General features: G+C 66.7%; 15 protein-coding genes and 1 tRNA gene. 15 read left to right on the forward strand and 1 reads right to left on the reverse strand.

Annotation, left to right across the window (positions count from 1 at the left end; genetic code table 11):
- The first annotated feature begins 4 nt into the window (after positions 1 to 4).
- The 12 genes from AMB_RS07645 to AMB_RS07700 all read left to right on the forward strand — a co-directional run bounded on the left by AMB_RS07645 (position 5) and on the right by AMB_RS07700 (position 11,636).
- Positions 5 to 265 carry a hypothetical protein gene (locus tag AMB_RS07645; protein ID WP_148207333.1) on the forward strand — a complete coding sequence of 87 codons (261 nt, stop codon included), beginning with the start codon at positions 5 to 7 and terminating at the stop codon, positions 263 to 265.
- Positions 262 to 2,307: a DNA primase gene (dnaG, locus tag AMB_RS25035; RefSeq protein ID WP_011383928.1), complete on the forward strand. Its 2,046-nt coding sequence runs from the start codon at positions 262 to 264 to the stop codon at positions 2,305 to 2,307. The genes AMB_RS07645 and dnaG overlap by 4 nt, the downstream gene beginning before the upstream one ends.
- Complete coding sequence (locus AMB_RS23315; protein WP_011383929.1) at positions 2,307 to 3,845, forward strand: primase-helicase family protein; 1,539 nt, start codon at positions 2,307 to 2,309, stop codon at positions 3,843 to 3,845. The genes dnaG and AMB_RS23315 overlap by 1 nt, the downstream gene beginning before the upstream one ends.
- Before the next feature lie 208 nt (positions 3,846 to 4,053).
- The gene (locus AMB_RS07660; RefSeq protein WP_011383930.1) at positions 4,054 to 4,581 is read left to right on the forward strand and encodes a DUF6362 family protein; all 528 of its coding nucleotides are present in this window, start codon (positions 4,054 to 4,056) and stop codon (positions 4,579 to 4,581) included.
- A gap of 353 nt (positions 4,582 to 4,934) precedes the next feature.
- Positions 4,935 to 6,656, forward strand: coding sequence for a terminase gpA endonuclease subunit (locus AMB_RS07665; RefSeq protein WP_011383931.1), 1,722 nt, complete (start codon positions 4,935 to 4,937; stop codon positions 6,654 to 6,656).
- Between the two features lie 11 nt (positions 6,657 to 6,667).
- Positions 6,668 to 6,871: a phage head-tail joining protein gene (locus AMB_RS24265; RefSeq protein ID WP_011383932.1), complete on the forward strand. Its 204-nt coding sequence runs from the start codon at positions 6,668 to 6,670 to the stop codon at positions 6,869 to 6,871.
- On the forward strand, positions 6,868 to 8,379 hold the full coding sequence (locus tag AMB_RS26360) for a phage portal protein (protein WP_083763466.1): 1,512 nt from the start codon (positions 6,868 to 6,870) through the stop codon (positions 8,377 to 8,379). The genes AMB_RS24265 and AMB_RS26360 overlap by 4 nt, the downstream gene beginning before the upstream one ends.
- 80 nt (positions 8,380 to 8,459) lie before the next feature.
- Positions 8,460 to 9,902 (forward strand): host specificity factor TipJ family phage tail protein, encoded by a 1,443-nt coding sequence (locus AMB_RS26365; protein ID WP_269446071.1) that lies wholly within the window; start codon positions 8,460 to 8,462, stop codon positions 9,900 to 9,902.
- Between the two features lie 63 nt (positions 9,903 to 9,965).
- Complete coding sequence (locus AMB_RS07685) at positions 9,966 to 10,445, forward strand: hypothetical protein (RefSeq protein ID WP_148207334.1); 480 nt, start codon at positions 9,966 to 9,968, stop codon at positions 10,443 to 10,445.
- A gap of 93 nt (positions 10,446 to 10,538) precedes the next feature.
- On the forward strand, positions 10,539 to 11,027 hold the full coding sequence (locus AMB_RS07690; RefSeq protein WP_011383935.1) for a lysozyme: 489 nt from the start codon (positions 10,539 to 10,541) through the stop codon (positions 11,025 to 11,027).
- Positions 11,024 to 11,506 (forward strand): hypothetical protein, encoded by a 483-nt coding sequence (locus tag AMB_RS07695; protein WP_011383936.1) that lies wholly within the window; start codon positions 11,024 to 11,026, stop codon positions 11,504 to 11,506. Before AMB_RS07690 ends, AMB_RS07695 begins: the two co-directional genes overlap by 4 nt.
- On the forward strand, positions 11,451 to 11,636 hold the full coding sequence (locus tag AMB_RS07700) for a hypothetical protein (protein ID WP_043743786.1): 186 nt from the start codon (positions 11,451 to 11,453) through the stop codon (positions 11,634 to 11,636). Before AMB_RS07695 ends, AMB_RS07700 begins: the two co-directional genes overlap by 56 nt.
- A gap of 148 nt (positions 11,637 to 11,784) precedes the next feature.
- Here AMB_RS07700 and AMB_RS07705 read toward each other — a convergent pair.
- A tRNA-Thr gene (locus tag AMB_RS07705) sits at positions 11,785 to 11,860 on the reverse strand.
- A 123-nt stretch (positions 11,861 to 11,983) separates the two neighbouring features.
- On the opposite strand from AMB_RS07705, the gene AMB_RS07710 reads away from it, so the two are divergent.
- The 3 genes from AMB_RS07710 to AMB_RS07720 are packed head-to-tail and all read left to right on the forward strand — an operon-like array spanning position 11,984 to position 14,273.
- Complete coding sequence (locus tag AMB_RS07710; protein ID WP_043743788.1) at positions 11,984 to 12,190, forward strand: hypothetical protein; 207 nt, start codon at positions 11,984 to 11,986, stop codon at positions 12,188 to 12,190.
- 15 nt (positions 12,191 to 12,205) lie between these two features.
- Positions 12,206 to 12,760, forward strand: a complete 555-nt coding sequence (gene dcd / locus AMB_RS07715) for a dCTP deaminase (protein WP_011383937.1) — start codon at positions 12,206 to 12,208, stop codon at positions 12,758 to 12,760.
- On the forward strand, positions 12,738 to 14,273 hold the full coding sequence (locus AMB_RS07720) for an AAA family ATPase (RefSeq protein WP_011383938.1): 1,536 nt from the start codon (positions 12,738 to 12,740) through the stop codon (positions 14,271 to 14,273). Before dcd ends, AMB_RS07720 begins: the two co-directional genes overlap by 23 nt.
- Positions 14,274 to 14,320 lie beyond the last annotated feature (47 nt).

The following is a 14,320-nucleotide window of genomic DNA, read 5'->3' on the forward strand; positions in this document are numbered from 1 at the left end:
CAGAATGCGCCACGCCCGCCTTCTCCGCCTTCCTCTTCAACTGGAAATCAGCCGGTTGGGAGTGAAGCGGAAGAAATTCTATCGGGAAAAATGGCTGCGCCTATGGGATCGCCTTTATTGGACAAGGGCATATGTCCCGCTGTTCCAGCGCGACCTTCCCGTCCAGGCCCAAGTCATGCGCCGGTTCCGGTGGGCGATGGCGCGGCGTGACCGGATGGAAGCGCTCGGCCTTGCAAATACCATTCGCGGCGAGGCGGCGGAATGATCCCCAAGGGCTTTCTCGACGAGATCCGCGACCGGGTGCCGGTGTCGGCCGTGGTGGGCCGCCGTGTCGCCCTGGCCAAGAAGGGGCGGGAGTTTACGGGGCTGTGCCCGTTCCACAACGAGAAGACGCCCAGCTTCACCGTCAACGACGACAAGGGCTTTTTCAAATGCTTCGGGTGCGGGGCGCATGGCAACGCGATCGGCTTTCTCGAGCGCGCCCATGGTCTGAGCTTCGTGGAGGCGGTGGAGGAGCTGGCGGCCGAGGCGGGGCTCGAGGTGCCGAAGGCCAGTCCCGAGGAACGGCGGGACGCGGCGGCACGGGCAAGCCTGTATGAGGCCAATGAGGCGGCGTGCGCCTGGTTCGAGCATCAGCTTACCACCACCAAGGCCGGGGCCGACGCCCTGTTCTACCTGTCGCGGCGCGGCGTTGCTCCTGAGACGCGGGCGCGGTTCCGCCTGGGGTGGGCGCCCAATGGCGATGCGCTGCGCCGCGCCTTGGATGCCGAGCGCTTCCCCGACGATCTGCTGATCGAGGCGGGATTGCTGCGGCGGCGGGACGACGGCACGACCGGGGCCTTTTTCCGGGGCCGGGTGATGTTTCCGATCATGGACCGGCGCGGTCGGGTGATCGGCTTCGGGGCGCGGACCCTGTCGGCCGATCCTGGGGTTCCGAAATACCTCAACTCGCCGGATACGCCGCTCTTTCGCAAGGGCGAGGTGCTGTATGGGCTGTCGCATGCCCGCGACGGCGCGGCCGAGCATTCCCGCGCGGTGGTGGTGGAGGGGTATCTCGACGTCATCGCCATGCATCAAGGGGGGTTCCCCTATGCCGTGGCGCCGCTGGGAACAGCCTTGACGCCGGGTCAGGTGGAGGAGATTTGGCGCCTGACCCCGGACGGGCGGGGCGAGGGGCCGATCCTGATGCTGGACGGCGACCGGGCCGGCGCGGCGGCCATGCGGCGCGCCGCCGAGGTTGCGGTCCCGATCCTCAGGCCCGGCCGCTCGCTGCGCTTCGCCCAGATGCCCGAGGGCGCCAAGGACCCGGACGAGCTTCTCAATCCGCCCGGCGATTCCGTGGGGCCGCAGGAAGGGGCGTTCCGTCTGGCGTCGGCGCTGGGGGCGGCGCGGCCGCTGGCGGATGTGCTGTGGGAGGCGTTGGTCGCCGAGATCCCGCCGGATACGCCCGAGCGCTTCGCCGCCCTGGAAGCGCGGGCCTATGGGCTGGCGGTGCGGATCAATGACCATGCGGTGCGGCGCGCCTATCTCGCCGACTGGCGGCGCAGGCTGGGCGAGGCCGAGGACATGGACCCGCCTGTTTTGCGCCTGGGATCGGCCAAGACCCGCTTCGCCCCCGCCAAAGCCCATCTGCATCTCGGCCTTGAGTGGCGCCGCGCGCTGCGCGATGCCAAGGGCGACAAGGGCGAGGCCTCGCCGGTCAAGGCGTGGCTCGAGGAGCGGGGCATATCCTGGGAGGGCGTGGCGCGGGCCTTGGGCGGCTTAGGCGTGGTGCGCGCCCGGGTGGTCAAGGGCCGATGGGACCGCCAGTGGAGCGCGGTCGAACCGGCGAGCCTGTGGGAGCCGTGGGCCGAGGCCGGCGCGCCGGTCAAGCTGATCCTTATCCCTGAATGGGAGGGCGGTCCGGGCGGACGGCTGGTGGATCTGATCGGCTGGAACCCGAAAACCGACGAATGCCATTCGCGCACGGGACGCACCGTGACCCTTCTCGAGGATGCCGTCGCCGAGGCCATGGGGCTGGAGGCGCAGGGACTGCCGAGCCCGGTGGCGATCGCCGCCTCGCCGCTGTCGTGGTTGCGGCGGATGGCGAAGGCGGCCGAGGCCGAGGCCAAGGCCCGCCGGGACAAGGCCCCACCGCCCGAGGCCGACCGCTGCGTCTATGTGGTCGATTGGGCGCGGGCCTGGGACGTCTTGGGCGGGTTGCGCCAGGTGGTCGCCGAGAGCGAGGCCCATTGGGATCTGGTGAACAAACTGCTTCGTCCGCCCCGGTGGCGGCGACCGGATATCGGCTATGTGGTGGAGGGGTGATGAATAAGGTTGTCGCATTTCCCGGCAAGGGTGAAGCGCGGTCCAAGAAGGAAAAGCGCGGCGGGGGCGGAGGAGGCGGCGCGCCGCCCGGGGAGCGCGATGCGCTCGAGGCAAAGGTCGCGGAGATCAACACGTCGCATGCCTTTGTGCTCCAGGGCGGCCGCTCCTTCGTCCTGCGCGAGCTTATCCACCCCACGTTGCATCAGCCGACGCAAGAGTTTCTGACCACAACCGCCTTCAAGGATCTTTTCGGGATCGATCGGTTTTACGACGCCGAGCAAGACCGCTATACCGGCCTGGGGCATTTGTGGCTCAAGCACAAGGCCCGGCGCGGGTATTTCGGCGTCACCTTCAACCCCGAGGGCGCCCCGGACGGGTGGTATAACCTGTGGCGCGGGTTCACCATCGAGCCCGCTCCGGCGACGGAGGACTATCGCCACCACTGCCGCCAGTTCCCCACCTTGACCGACCATGTGTTGAGCAATGTGGCGGGAGGGGACAAGGCGCTCGCCAAGTGGATATGGGCATGGTTCGCCCACATGATCCAACGACCCATCGAGCGGATCGGCGTCGCCCTGGTGCTGCGCGGTCGGCAGGGGTCGGGCAAATCCGCACTCGGCGACGCCGTGGGCATGCTGCTCGGCCCACACTACACACTGATCGATGATCCGCGCCATCTTGTGGGAAACTTCAACGCGCATTTGGCGTCGTGCCTATTTCTCCAGGCCGATGAGGCGGTATGGGCCGGCGACAAGGGGGCGGCCGGGCGCCTGCGCAGCCTGATCACGTCATCGCGGACCCTGCAAGAGCGCAAGAACATCGATGCGGAACAGGTCCGTAATCTGGTCCGGCTGCTGATGACGTCCGAAGAGGATTGGGTGGTTCCGGCCTCCAAGGAGGAGCGCCGCTTCGCCGTGATCGATATCGGCACGGGGCGCATGCAGGATCGCGCCTATTTTACGGCACTGTTCTCCGAACTGAAGAACGGGGGGCTTCCCCATCTTCTGCGGTTCTTGATGGACTTCCCCTTGGAAGAGGTCAGCCTTAACCAGCTCCCCAGGACCGAGGCGCTGTTCGAGCAGAAGGCCGCCAACTTCGATACCGAAACCGAGTGGTGGTACAACTGCCTGCAGCAAGGGGCCATTCTGTCTGGGCACAGGAAATGGGCGCATGAGGTGCCCTCGGCCGGGCTCTATGCCAGTTACCTTTCATTTGCTGAACGGACCAAGGCGCGGCGCCCGTTTTCCAATGCTCGCCTCGGGATCAAGCTGCGGCAACTGATCCCTCTCGAGTATGGTTTCAAGCCGGGCAAGATCAAGGTTGAGGTGGACGACGTCCTCCCTGATGGCTCCCGCATTCCGGGCCGAAATGGAGACGGTACTCCGAAAACGGAGTGGGTCAACGGCTACCAGATGCCGGGGCTGACCGCTTGCCGCCAGCATTTTTGCGCGATGGTGCGTCACGACATCAAATGGCCGGACGATGATGTTTCGGGCGCGCCCGACTGCGAAAAGGCGGATAGCGACGCTCCGTTCTAGGTCGCGCCCTTGATAGGCTTTCCAGGCAAGGACGATCAGCCTGGAAAGAGAAGCAATAGATAATTCAGTCGCTTTCCAGGCATTCCAGGCTTTCCGGGCATTTTTGTCGATACATTCCATACGCGCATATGACGCGCTACACACGTAACTTACTAAACACTTATTAGCATGGAATGCCTGGAGTGCCTGGAAAAAGAAGATTTGTCAGATGGTTGCGCTTTCCAGGGAAGCATGGTCTGCCCTGAAAGCCTGGAAAATGGAGGAATTCATGGGGGCTGATAGGGTGATCGAAATCGACGGAAGGCATGCGGTAACCGTCGAGCTTGACGAGGGCGCAGTCCTGGCGAAGGCGCTCCGCGATGTGGCGGCGCAGATCAAGGACGCGATGCGGACAATCCGCCGGATGCCCCTGCCGCGAGAGGTATCCGGCATGGCCGAGACCACGGCGTCGATCTACGCCGCGATGGCTCAGACGGACGAGGGGGAAAGCCGGCGGCGGCGGCCGCCTTCGTCGGCCGCTATCGATCGCTGCGACACGATGTTCGAATACCTGATCAAGGTCGATGATGAGGCGGCGCGGAACCTGCTCATGGTTCGGGGGATCGGCCTGACGTGGGAGCGGGTGATCGCGGAGCTCGATCTTGGGTGCTCGATCAGCACCGTCAAGCGGTGGCATGAGGATGCCTTGGTCAAGATGTTGTGCCTCATGCTCGATCGGGACACAAAAAAGGCTTGACCCGATTGGGCCGTTTTGTGGTAGATGTTGCGTCATGCTGTGACTGTTGCGCCCGCCCTGGGAACCCCGAGGCGGGCGCCGCCATTCTGGGCGGTCGCAATGCGGGGGACACCCCCCCCACCCCGGTGGGGCGGGGGGAGGGGAGGGGTAGCAATCGCCGGGTCGATGCCGGGCCGAAGCCCCCACCCCCCCTTTTTCGGGTCCTTCCATTTTGCCAAACGCTATACGGGCCGCAGGGGCCCCGGGTTTTTCTAGTGTTGCCGCCCTGAAATTGATGCAACGGGCCGACCGAGCAACGGGCAACACCCCCCCTGCAACAGGACGTCATTCCCACGCAACGCGAAGGTGCCGCTATGAGCGAAGGCCAGCGAATGGGCGTGCGCCAGGCGGCGAAAAAGCTCGGCCTCAACGCGAGCACGATCTCGCGCTATCAGGGCGAGCCGAATTCTCTGATCGACAAGCGCGACCTGTCCTATCGCCGATCGGGATACAAGCGGCTTTACAATTCGACCCCGGACAAGACGGTCAAGGATCGCGACGGGAAGGAGGTCGGGTGCCGGACCGAGGCCAAGTGGGATGAGTCGGATCAGAGGCGGCGATACATCCGCTGCCCTCATTGCGGCGCCTATCAGGTGCTGCGCTGGGATAATTTCCGGTTCAACGAGGTCGAGCCCCATGGCGCATATTTCCTGTGCGCCGATCCGACATGCGGCGGAGTGATCGACGAGGGGTATCACGACGAGATCCTCGCCGGGGCGATGACCGAGCGGACGATCCAGGCCATGGGCGACCGGGCCGAGGAGATCCTCGCCGATCTGATCGCCGGCAACGAGCTCGGCGCCGTGTGGATCAAGACCTATCCCGGAGACGATTGCCCCGGGCCGGTGATCCAGCCCGAGGATCTGCCGCGCGCGCTCCTTCGTCCGCGTCGGGGTCGTGTGGTCGGGTTCGCCGGATGGACCGCCATCTCCATGACCGTCCCGTTCGACGACATGGCCCATGAGTGGGTGACGTCGCGGGGCAAGCCCGAGAAGGTAAAGGACTTCGTCCGCCAGGTGCTGGGCGAGCCGTTCCAGCTTCGGGTCAACGTGCCCGAGGCGGAGAAGCTCCTCGCCCGTCGCCAGTCCTATCGGATCGGCGGCGTGCTGCCCAAGGGCGTCCTGTTCCTGACCATGACGATCGACGTCCAGGGCAACCGCCTGGAATGGGCGGTTTATGGCTGGGGGATCGGCCTGTCGTCCTGGCTGGTGGACAAGGGGATCATCGAGGGCGACACGGGCGACGATATCGTCTGGGCGCGCCTCGACGGCGTAATCGGCCGCCGCTACCGCGACGCCGCCGGCCGCTCTTGGCCGGTGGATGCGGTCGGGGTCGATACGGGGTTCCGGACCCAGCGGGTTTACCGCTGGGTGATGGCTCACGCCACGACCGGCCGGGTGTTCGCCCTCGACGGTCGTGATGGATGGATGCTTCCCGCCCTGGGGACCCCGTCGAAAAAGGACGTCGATTTCAACGGCGCCAAGATCGGCGAGGTCCAGCTTTGGCCGGTGGGGACCTGGGACCTCAAGGCCGATCATTACGCCGCGCTGGCCAAGTTCGCCAACGGTCCGGACGCGGCGGGCAAGTGGGCGGATGGCGTGGTCATCTATCCCGACGCCTGCGACCGGGAGTATTTCGAGCAACTCACCGCCGAGTACCTTCGCGAGGATTTCGACCAGTGGGGTCGCCCGGTGTCGTCCTGGCATCGCCGCTCCAAGGGCAAGCCCAACGAAGGCCTCGACCTGGCGGTCTACGGCCGCGCCCTGGCGCACCACCTCTCGGACAGCCTGACGGCGGACCAGTGGAAAGCGCTTGCCACTGCCCGTGCCGCCGATCCCAAGGCCGCCCAGACCGATATCGAGGAATATGCCCGTCGCCTCGCCGAGGCCCGGGCCGAGGCCTCGGGCGAGGGGGTGTCGGAGGAGGCCTCGGCCTTCATCGAGGGGGAAGGCGGGCGCCCGCCTGCGAATGCCATTCGCAGCCACGACGGCGGCGGGTTCATCGATCGGGATACGAAAATATACGACCGCTTTTGAAAGGTGCCGCCATGGCCATCACCCAAGCCGATATCGACCGCCTCGACAAGGCGATCGTCTCGGGAAAACTCACGGTCGAGGTGGATGGGTCTCGCGTCACCTATCGCAGCATGGCCGAGCTCATGGTCGCGCGTGACCATGCGGTCAAGCTGGTAGGCGGCGGAAGTGCCGCGTCCGGGAGTGGACTGTCCGTCGTATCGTTCGAGAGGTCATGACCATGGCGAACCCGTTCGACAGGATGATCGAGGCGGTTGCCCCTGTCTGGGGTATCCGCCGGGCGGCGGCCCGCTTCGCTCTCGACCAGTATCGTTCCTATGCCGCCGCCAAGTCGTCGCGGCGGAACGACTGGGCGGCCCCCGCCACCTCGGCGAATGCCGAGATCGGCCCCCAGGTCGCCCGTATCCGTGCAAAGGCCCGCGACCTGGCGCGCAATACCGAGCTCGGCGCCAATGCCGTACGGCGCTTGTCGGCGCATATGGTCGGGACCGGGATCGTCCCCCGCCTGGCGAGCGAAGATGCGGCCGAGCGGCGGGCCTTTACCGAGCGGTTTCGGGCCTTCTCGGATCATTGCGATCCCGAGGACATGACCGATTTTGGGGGCAAGCAACTCGAGGTCGCTCAATGCGTGGTGGAATCGGGCACGGCGCTCATGCGGTTCCTGCCCCGTCCGAGCGGATGGCGAATGCGGGTCCCGCTGCAAGTTCAAGTGCTCGAGCCCGATTACATCGATATGAGCAAGAACGAGATCGGCAACGATGGATCGATCATTATCCAGGGGGCCGAGTATGATTCCTGGGGGCGGCGGGTTGCAACCTGGCTGTTCGAGGAGCATCCGGGCGATGTTTGGCCCTTGGGGGCGGGCAGGCTGAAAAGCCGCCGCTTTACCATGGATGAGGTCCGCCCGGTCTTCCATCGTCTCCGTCCGGGTCAGGTGTGGGGTGTGCCGTGGTTCTTCCCCGTGGTGACCCGCATGCGCGACCTCGCCGATTATGAGGAGGCCGAGCATCTCCGCAAGCTGACCGAGGCATGCTTCGCCGTCTTCATCAAGCGGCCGCCGGGCTCGGCGCAAAGTCCGCTAATCCCGGGCGACGGCAAGAAGGACGCGGCCGGGCGGTCGATCACCAAGATCACCCCCGGCATGATCAAGGAGCTCGGCGTCGGCGAGGAGGTGACGTTCTCGCAGCCCGAACCCGTCGCCGGGGCGGTTGACGTGCTCAAGCATCACATGGGCGTTGTCGCGGTTGGCCTCGGCCTGCCCCGGCACGAACTGACGGGAGACCCCCGCCGCCCCCGCCGCGCCCTCGGCCCCCGCCGCCCCCGGCTTGGACGAGGCTGCAAAGCAAGGGGCCAAACCAGCTTTCGGACGGCGATGATGGGTGGCTCGGGCCGTTCGTGGCCTGCGATCCGGCGACCAAGGCGACCGCGATCGGGGTCGATACCGTCTTTCAGCGCGGACTCTATTACGCCAACAACGACGGGTCGCTTGCGACGCGCTCGGTGGATTGGGTGGTCGAGGTCCGCGCGATCGACGACAGCGGCGAACCCCTCGCCCCGGCGCATCTGGCGGGCTATCCGCAATCCAAGGCGACCGGGCGTCTGCTGTTCACCGTCAACCCGACCGCCGGCGATACCGCGACCATCAACGGTGTCGTCTGGACCTTTGTCGCCGGCGCGGCCGGCGCGGCTCAGGTTACCATCGGCGCGGATGCGGCGGCGACGGTAACCGCGTTCGCGGGTGCCCTCAACGTCTCGACCGATCCGGCGTTGACCGTGGCCACCTATGCGGCGGTCGGCAAGGGGCTGGTGGTCGAATACGATACGGCGGGCCTGGCCGGCGAGTCCTTCACGTTGGGCGCGAGCCGGGCGGTCGCCTCGGGCGAGACGTTGGCGGGGGGCGGATTCGCCCGGATCGCCAGCGAAAGCCACTCGGCGGCGACGAATACGGCGATCCGCCTGTCGCACAAATACACGCTCGCGGCCGAGCGCTATGAGGTGAGGATCAAGCGGACCAGCGACAACACCCAAGACAGCCGGACCGGGCACGAGTCCCGGTGGTCGCAGTTGCGGGCCGTGCTGGACGAAGACCCCAATTACGGCGACGTGACCTTGGTCGCCGTCAAGATGCGGGCGACCGACAACCTGAGCCAGCGTTCTTCTCGCCTGATCAATGGCGTGGTGGTCCGCAAGCTGGCGACCTACGATCTCGTTACGGGCGAGTGGTCGGATTTGGCGGCGACCCGCTCGATCGCGGCGGCGGCGAGTTACATTCTCCGCGCCGAAAACGGGGCGAGCCTGGCCGATGGTCACAACGATCTGGCGGCGCTGTGGTCGCTGCATGCGACCTGGGATGCGCGGGGAGACACCTTCAACGGCGTTTTCGACAGTTCGCTCACCGCCTGGGACGCAGTCAAGCGCGTCCTCAACGTGGGGCGCGGCGCTCCCTTTCAACAGGGCGGCTTTGTCCGTTACATGCGGGACGAGCCCCAGGAAATCCCGGCGGCGCTGTTCAATCGCCGCTGCATCGTCCGGGGGTCGTTCTCGATCGAGTACGACATGCCGAGCGACAACACCGCCGACGCGGTGACCGTCGAGTATTTCAGCGAGGCGACGTGGAAGATCGCCGAGGTGACCGTCGCCATGCGCGATGGATCGATCCGCGAACTGACCCCGACCGAGTTGCGGGACAGTCCCCCGGCCAAGCCGGCGCGGATGCAATATTTCGGCATTACCGACAAGGCGCAGGCGGAGCGCGAGGCGTGCTTCGTCTGCGCCTGCAACATCTATCGCCGGCGTCGGCCGACCTGGCGGACCGAGCTCGACGCGATGGTCCTGTCCTATGGCGACGTGGTGGCGATCTCGCACCCCCTGCCATCCTGGGGGCAGGACGGCGAGATCGAGGCGGTCGAGGGGGCGTGGGACGAGGTCGGGGCGGTCCTGACCCTGACCGAGCCGGTGCGATGGGGAGATGCCTCGACTCTGTTTCTCGCCCTGCGCCGGCGGGACGGGCGGCTCGCCTCGCCGGCGGTGGAAGTCGAGGCGGCGCCGGGCGGCGACCCGAATAAGGTCGTTTCTCTCGATCCTCTGCCGATCGAGCCCGATACGGGCGGCGATCGCGAGCGCACCTATTACACCCTCGGCCCGGCGGACGAATGGGCCAAGCGTGTCCGGGTGCGGTCGCTGCGACCGCGCAAGAGCCAGGTCGAGATTATGGCGGTCGTCGAGGACGATCGCGCTCACGTCAATTGATAGGGGGACAGGATGGATTTTAGCTGGATCGCGGATACCCCCTGGTATGCGTGGGTCTCGATCGTGGCCGTTTTCGGCTTGGCGCTGTGGCGGCCCGATCAGGCGCTCATGCTGATCACCCGCCGGCGTCCGCGCCCCGAGCCCAAGGGCCGGACGCCGGACGAGATAATGTGGGAGGCGGGGAAGGTCTTCGCCGAGGGGCTGTCGGTCCCGGTGGTGATCATCGATTACAACCTCGCCGTCCATGTTCACAACCCGCCGGCGGAGGAGTTGACCGGGCGGTCATTCTACGCCGTCCACAAGCACTCCTTCGGGCTGTTGCTGACGGACGAGGACGAGGACGCGCTCAAGGGCTGGATCGGCCGCTACCTCAAGGATTACCGCGAGGGCGAGGCGGTCCAACTGGTGGGGCACCGCCGGCCGCTTACCATCTGCCGTCCGGACGGCACGCGGCGCCAGGCAATCGCCATCCTGACCCATTTCGGCAATGGTCACGGCGGGATTCAGATCGAGCTCTCCCCCGACCTCCGCAAGGCGGCCTAAGTCCGCCCGTGTTCTTCGTATCCGCCATTCGCGCGAATGGCGTTCGCAACCCGGCCCGGCCTCTCACCGGGCCTTTCCTTTTGGGGGTGTCCCATGGCAAGCAGGATCAAAACCTCGGTTGTGATCGGTATGGTCGCGACCGCCCTGATTTCCGGGGCCGAGGGGCTCAGGACCCAGGCCTATAAAGATCCGGTGGGCATCCCCACCATCTGCTTCGGCGAGACGCGGGGCGTAAAGATCGGCGATACCGCCACCCGCGAGCAGTGCCGGGCCATGCTCGACGGGCGCCTGGTGGAGATCAGTGCCGCGATCGACCGCTGTCTCGTTACCGCCGTGCCCGACATGAGCTACGCCGCCCTCCTGTCGCTGGCCTACAATATCGGGTCGGGGGCCTTCTGCGCCTCGACCCTGGTCAAAAAGGCCAATGCCGGCGACGTCGCCGGCGCCTGCGAGGAGATCCTCCGCTGGGACAAGGCGGGGGGTGTCGCCCTTCCTGGCCTGACCCGCCGGCGCGGGGACGAGCACGATCTTTGCCGCCAGGGCCTGGGGGGCAAGCCCCATTCGCGGGGGGCGGGAATATGATCGGCCTCGCCCTCAAGGCCATGGGGCTCGATCCCGCCGGTCTGGCGGGGCGGCTGGTCGGTCCGCTGCTGCTGGCGGCGGCCGCCCTGGCGATCGGGTCCTATGTCCTGTGGCAACGGGCCGAGATCGCCGAGCTTACCACCGACAAGGTCGAGCTCACCCGCGATCGCGACGTCTGGCACGGGGCCTCCGAGGACAATCGCCGCGCCGCCGAGACGATCAGGATCGAGGGCGCGCTGGCGGTGGCGGCGATCGCCGCCGACCGCGACGCCGCGCTCGCCCGTCTGGCCAATAACCATCAAGCCCGAAAGGAGGTCGCCCATGCGGCCCAAACACAGGATGCTCCTCCCGCTGGCGTGCTGCTTGTCGCTCGTGACCAGCTTGCCCGCTTGCGGGCCGACGCTTTCTCCGCCGGTGGCCACCGTGATCAAGGCCGAGAAGATCGCACCGCCGGCCGAGATCCTGATCTGCGCCCCTGATCCTGCTCCGCCGCCGGCGCTGGCCAGCGTGCCGCAATCGGCCGACGCCGATTACATGCTCGTCCTGTGGGCGGCCTGGTCCGATTGCTCGGACAAGCTGGCCCGGGTCCGCGCCTTCGTGTCTCCCTAAACTCAGCCCCCATCCGGTTCGCCGGGTGGGGGCGTTTTTTCGTTTGCGCGTAGGGTGAACCACTTTCTGAACCAGGGGGAATATCCTAGAGGCCCCGATCTCGGACGCCAGAAAGGACGAAACCCCTTGGTTTCCCAAGGGGTTTCGATGGTGCTGCCGAATGGAATCGAACCATCGACCTTACCCTTACCAAGGGTATGCTCTACCGACTGAGCTACGGCAGCAATTTCAAGGAGCAGCGGGCCACCCCGTGAAGAGGGGCGCTTTATGCCACACTCGATATGCCGACGCAAGCGTCTTTCCGGGGCACTTGACGCGCTTTTCTCAAGGGCTCAAAACTGGCCCCCATGAATGACGATTCCAATCCCAAGTTCTCGGCCCGCGGCCATGCCGAGGCCGCCGCCCGCCAGCGGCGCCAGGCCGAGGCTCTGCGCGCCAATCTGGCCCGGCGCAAGGCCCAGGGACGGGCGCGGGCCGAGGGTGACGCCGACGATGCCGCCGGGGGCGAGCCTTGCCCCACCCCCGGCCCTGGAGTACAAGACAGCGAGACCTGAAGAGGAAAAGCGCTCATGTCCGTCATGCCCGACACCTGGATCCGCGAGATGGCCAAGACCAAGGGCATGATCGAGCCCTTCACCGAGAAGCAGCAGCGCGCCGGTGTCATCTCCTACGGCGTGTCCTCCTACGGCTACGACGCCCGGGTCAGCCGCGAGTTCAAGATCTTCACCAATGTGGATTCGGCGGTGGTCGACCCCAAGTCGTTCTCGCCCAACAGCCTGGTGGACCGCGAGACCGATATCTGCGTCATTCCGCCCAACAGCTTCGCCCTGGCCCGCACGGTGGAATATTTCCGCATTCCCAGGGACGTGCTGGTCATCTGCCTGGGCAAGTCCACCTATGCCCGCTGCGGCATCATCGTCAACGTGACGCCGCTGGAGCCCGAGTGGGAAGGCCACGTCACCCTGGAATTCTCCAACACCACGCCGCTGCCCGCCAAGATCTACGCGGGCGAGGGGGCCTGCCAGTTCATCTTCCTGAAGGGCGACACGGTGTGCGAGACCTCCTATGCCGACCGGTCGGGCAAGTATCAGGGGCAGCAGGGTGTCACCCTGCCCCGCCTCTGAGCCCAGCGAGGCCGAGGCCTTCCTCGCCGATCCCGCCAGCCATGGCGGGGCGGCGGTGGAGCGCATGGACACCCATATCTCCACCCTGTTCCTGGCCGGGGATCGGGTCTTCAAGCTGAAGAAGCCGGTCCGTCTGCCCTTTCTCGACTTCACCTCCCTGGCGGCACGTGAAAAAGCCTGCCGGGCCGAGGTGGAGATCAACCGCCGGGCGTCGCCCGATCTGTATCTCGGCGTGCGGGCCCTGACCCGCGCCGAGGCCGGCGGGCTGGACCTGGACGGGGACGGCCCGGTGGTGGAATGGGCGGTGGAGATGCGCCGCTTCGAGCAGGACACCCTGTTCGACCGGTTGGCCCGGCGGGGGGAACTGGACCGGGCGCGCTGCAACGGATTGACCGAGGCCATCGCCGCCTTTCACCGCACCGCGCCGGTGCGAAGCGACCGGGGCGGGCGGGCCGGGCTGGACTGGACCATCGCCACCAACCGGCTGTCCATGCTGGCCCAGGCTCCGGCCATCCTGCCGCCGGATGCGGTGGAGGATCTGGCCCGGGCCTCCTTCGCCGCCCTGGAGCGCTTTGCCCCCCGCATGGAGGAGCGGCGCCTGGGCGGACTGGTGCGCCAGTGCCACGGCGATCTGCATCTCGGCAACATCTGCCTGTGGCAGGGGCGGCCGACCCTGTTCGACGCCATCGAGTTCTCGGACGATATCGCCTGTATCGACGTAATCTACGATCTGGCCTTCCTGCTGATGGACCTGGACCACCGGGGGGCGCGGCAACAGGCCAATTGGGTGATGAACCATTACCTGGATCTCACCGGTGATTTTGCCGGAATTGCTCCCATGCCGCTTTATCTCTCGGCCCGGGCCGGGGTGCGCGCCCATGTCTGCGCCACCATGGCCACCGGGGCGGAGGGCGCGGCGCGGGAAAAGCTGGAAACCGACGCGCTGTCCTACCTGTCGGCGGCGCGGGCCTATCTGGCGCCGCCACCGCCCCGGCTGCTGGCGGTGGGCGGGCTGTCGGGCAGCGGCAAGTCGCGCATGGGACGGGAACTGGCCCCATTCCTGGCGGTGCCCGGCGCGGCGGTGGTGCGCAGCGACAGCTTGCGCAAGCATCTGATGGGCGTGGATATCGACCAGAAGCTCGGCCCCGACGGCTATGCCCCCGAGGTCACCGAGCACACCTACCAGCGGCTTTACGAGACCTGCGCCGCCCTGCTGGCCGATGGCCATTCGGCGGTGGCCGATGCCGTCTTCGCCCGGCCGGAGCAGCGCGACGCCATCGAGCTTGTGGCCAAGGCGGCGGGCGTGCGCTTCGACGGCCTGTGGCTGGAGGCGCCGCCGGACCTGTCCAAGCGCCGCATCGCCGAGCGCAAGGCCAATGTCTCGGACGCCACCCCCCAGGTGCTGGAGCACCAGTTGACCTATGATCTGGGCGCTGTCGCCTGGACGCGGATCGATTCGTCGCCGCCCAAGGACGAGACCCTGGCCGCCGGGAGGGCCGCGCTGGGGGTATGACCACCTTCGCTCCGGGTGGATGTTCAACCCGGAGCAAGGGGCGCATA

It is taken from the genome of Paramagnetospirillum magneticum AMB-1 (assembly GCF_000009985.1).
Classification (GTDB): domain Bacteria; phylum Pseudomonadota; class Alphaproteobacteria; order Rhodospirillales; family Magnetospirillaceae; genus Phaeospirillum; species Phaeospirillum magneticum.

What these genes read in the sequence shown, in the direction of transcription:
- AMB_RS07645 (WP_148207333.1), top strand. Translation starts at nt 5, where the DNA reads ATGCGCCACGCCCGCCTTCTCCGCCTTCCTCTTCAACTGGAAATCAGC.
- dnaG (WP_011383928.1), top strand. Translation starts at nt 262, where the DNA reads ATGATCCCCAAGGGCTTTCTCGACGAGATCCGCGACCGGGTGCCGGTG.
- AMB_RS23315 (WP_011383929.1), top strand. Translation starts at nt 2,307, where the DNA reads ATGAATAAGGTTGTCGCATTTCCCGGCAAGGGTGAAGCGCGGTCCAAG.
- AMB_RS07660 (WP_011383930.1), top strand. Translation starts at nt 4,054, where the DNA reads ATGGTTGCGCTTTCCAGGGAAGCATGGTCTGCCCTGAAAGCCTGGAAA.
- AMB_RS07665 (WP_011383931.1), top strand. Translation starts at nt 4,935, where the DNA reads ATGAGCGAAGGCCAGCGAATGGGCGTGCGCCAGGCGGCGAAAAAGCTC.
- AMB_RS24265 (WP_011383932.1), top strand. Translation starts at nt 6,668, where the DNA reads ATGGCCATCACCCAAGCCGATATCGACCGCCTCGACAAGGCGATCGTC.
- AMB_RS26360 (WP_083763466.1), top strand. Translation starts at nt 6,868, where the DNA reads ATGACCATGGCGAACCCGTTCGACAGGATGATCGAGGCGGTTGCCCCT.
- AMB_RS07690 (WP_011383935.1), top strand. Translation starts at nt 10,539, where the DNA reads ATGGCAAGCAGGATCAAAACCTCGGTTGTGATCGGTATGGTCGCGACC.
- AMB_RS07695 (WP_011383936.1), top strand. Translation starts at nt 11,024, where the DNA reads ATGATCGGCCTCGCCCTCAAGGCCATGGGGCTCGATCCCGCCGGTCTG.
- AMB_RS07710 (WP_043743788.1), top strand. Translation starts at nt 11,984, where the DNA reads ATGAATGACGATTCCAATCCCAAGTTCTCGGCCCGCGGCCATGCCGAG.
- dcd (WP_011383937.1), top strand. Translation starts at nt 12,206, where the DNA reads ATGTCCGTCATGCCCGACACCTGGATCCGCGAGATGGCCAAGACCAAG.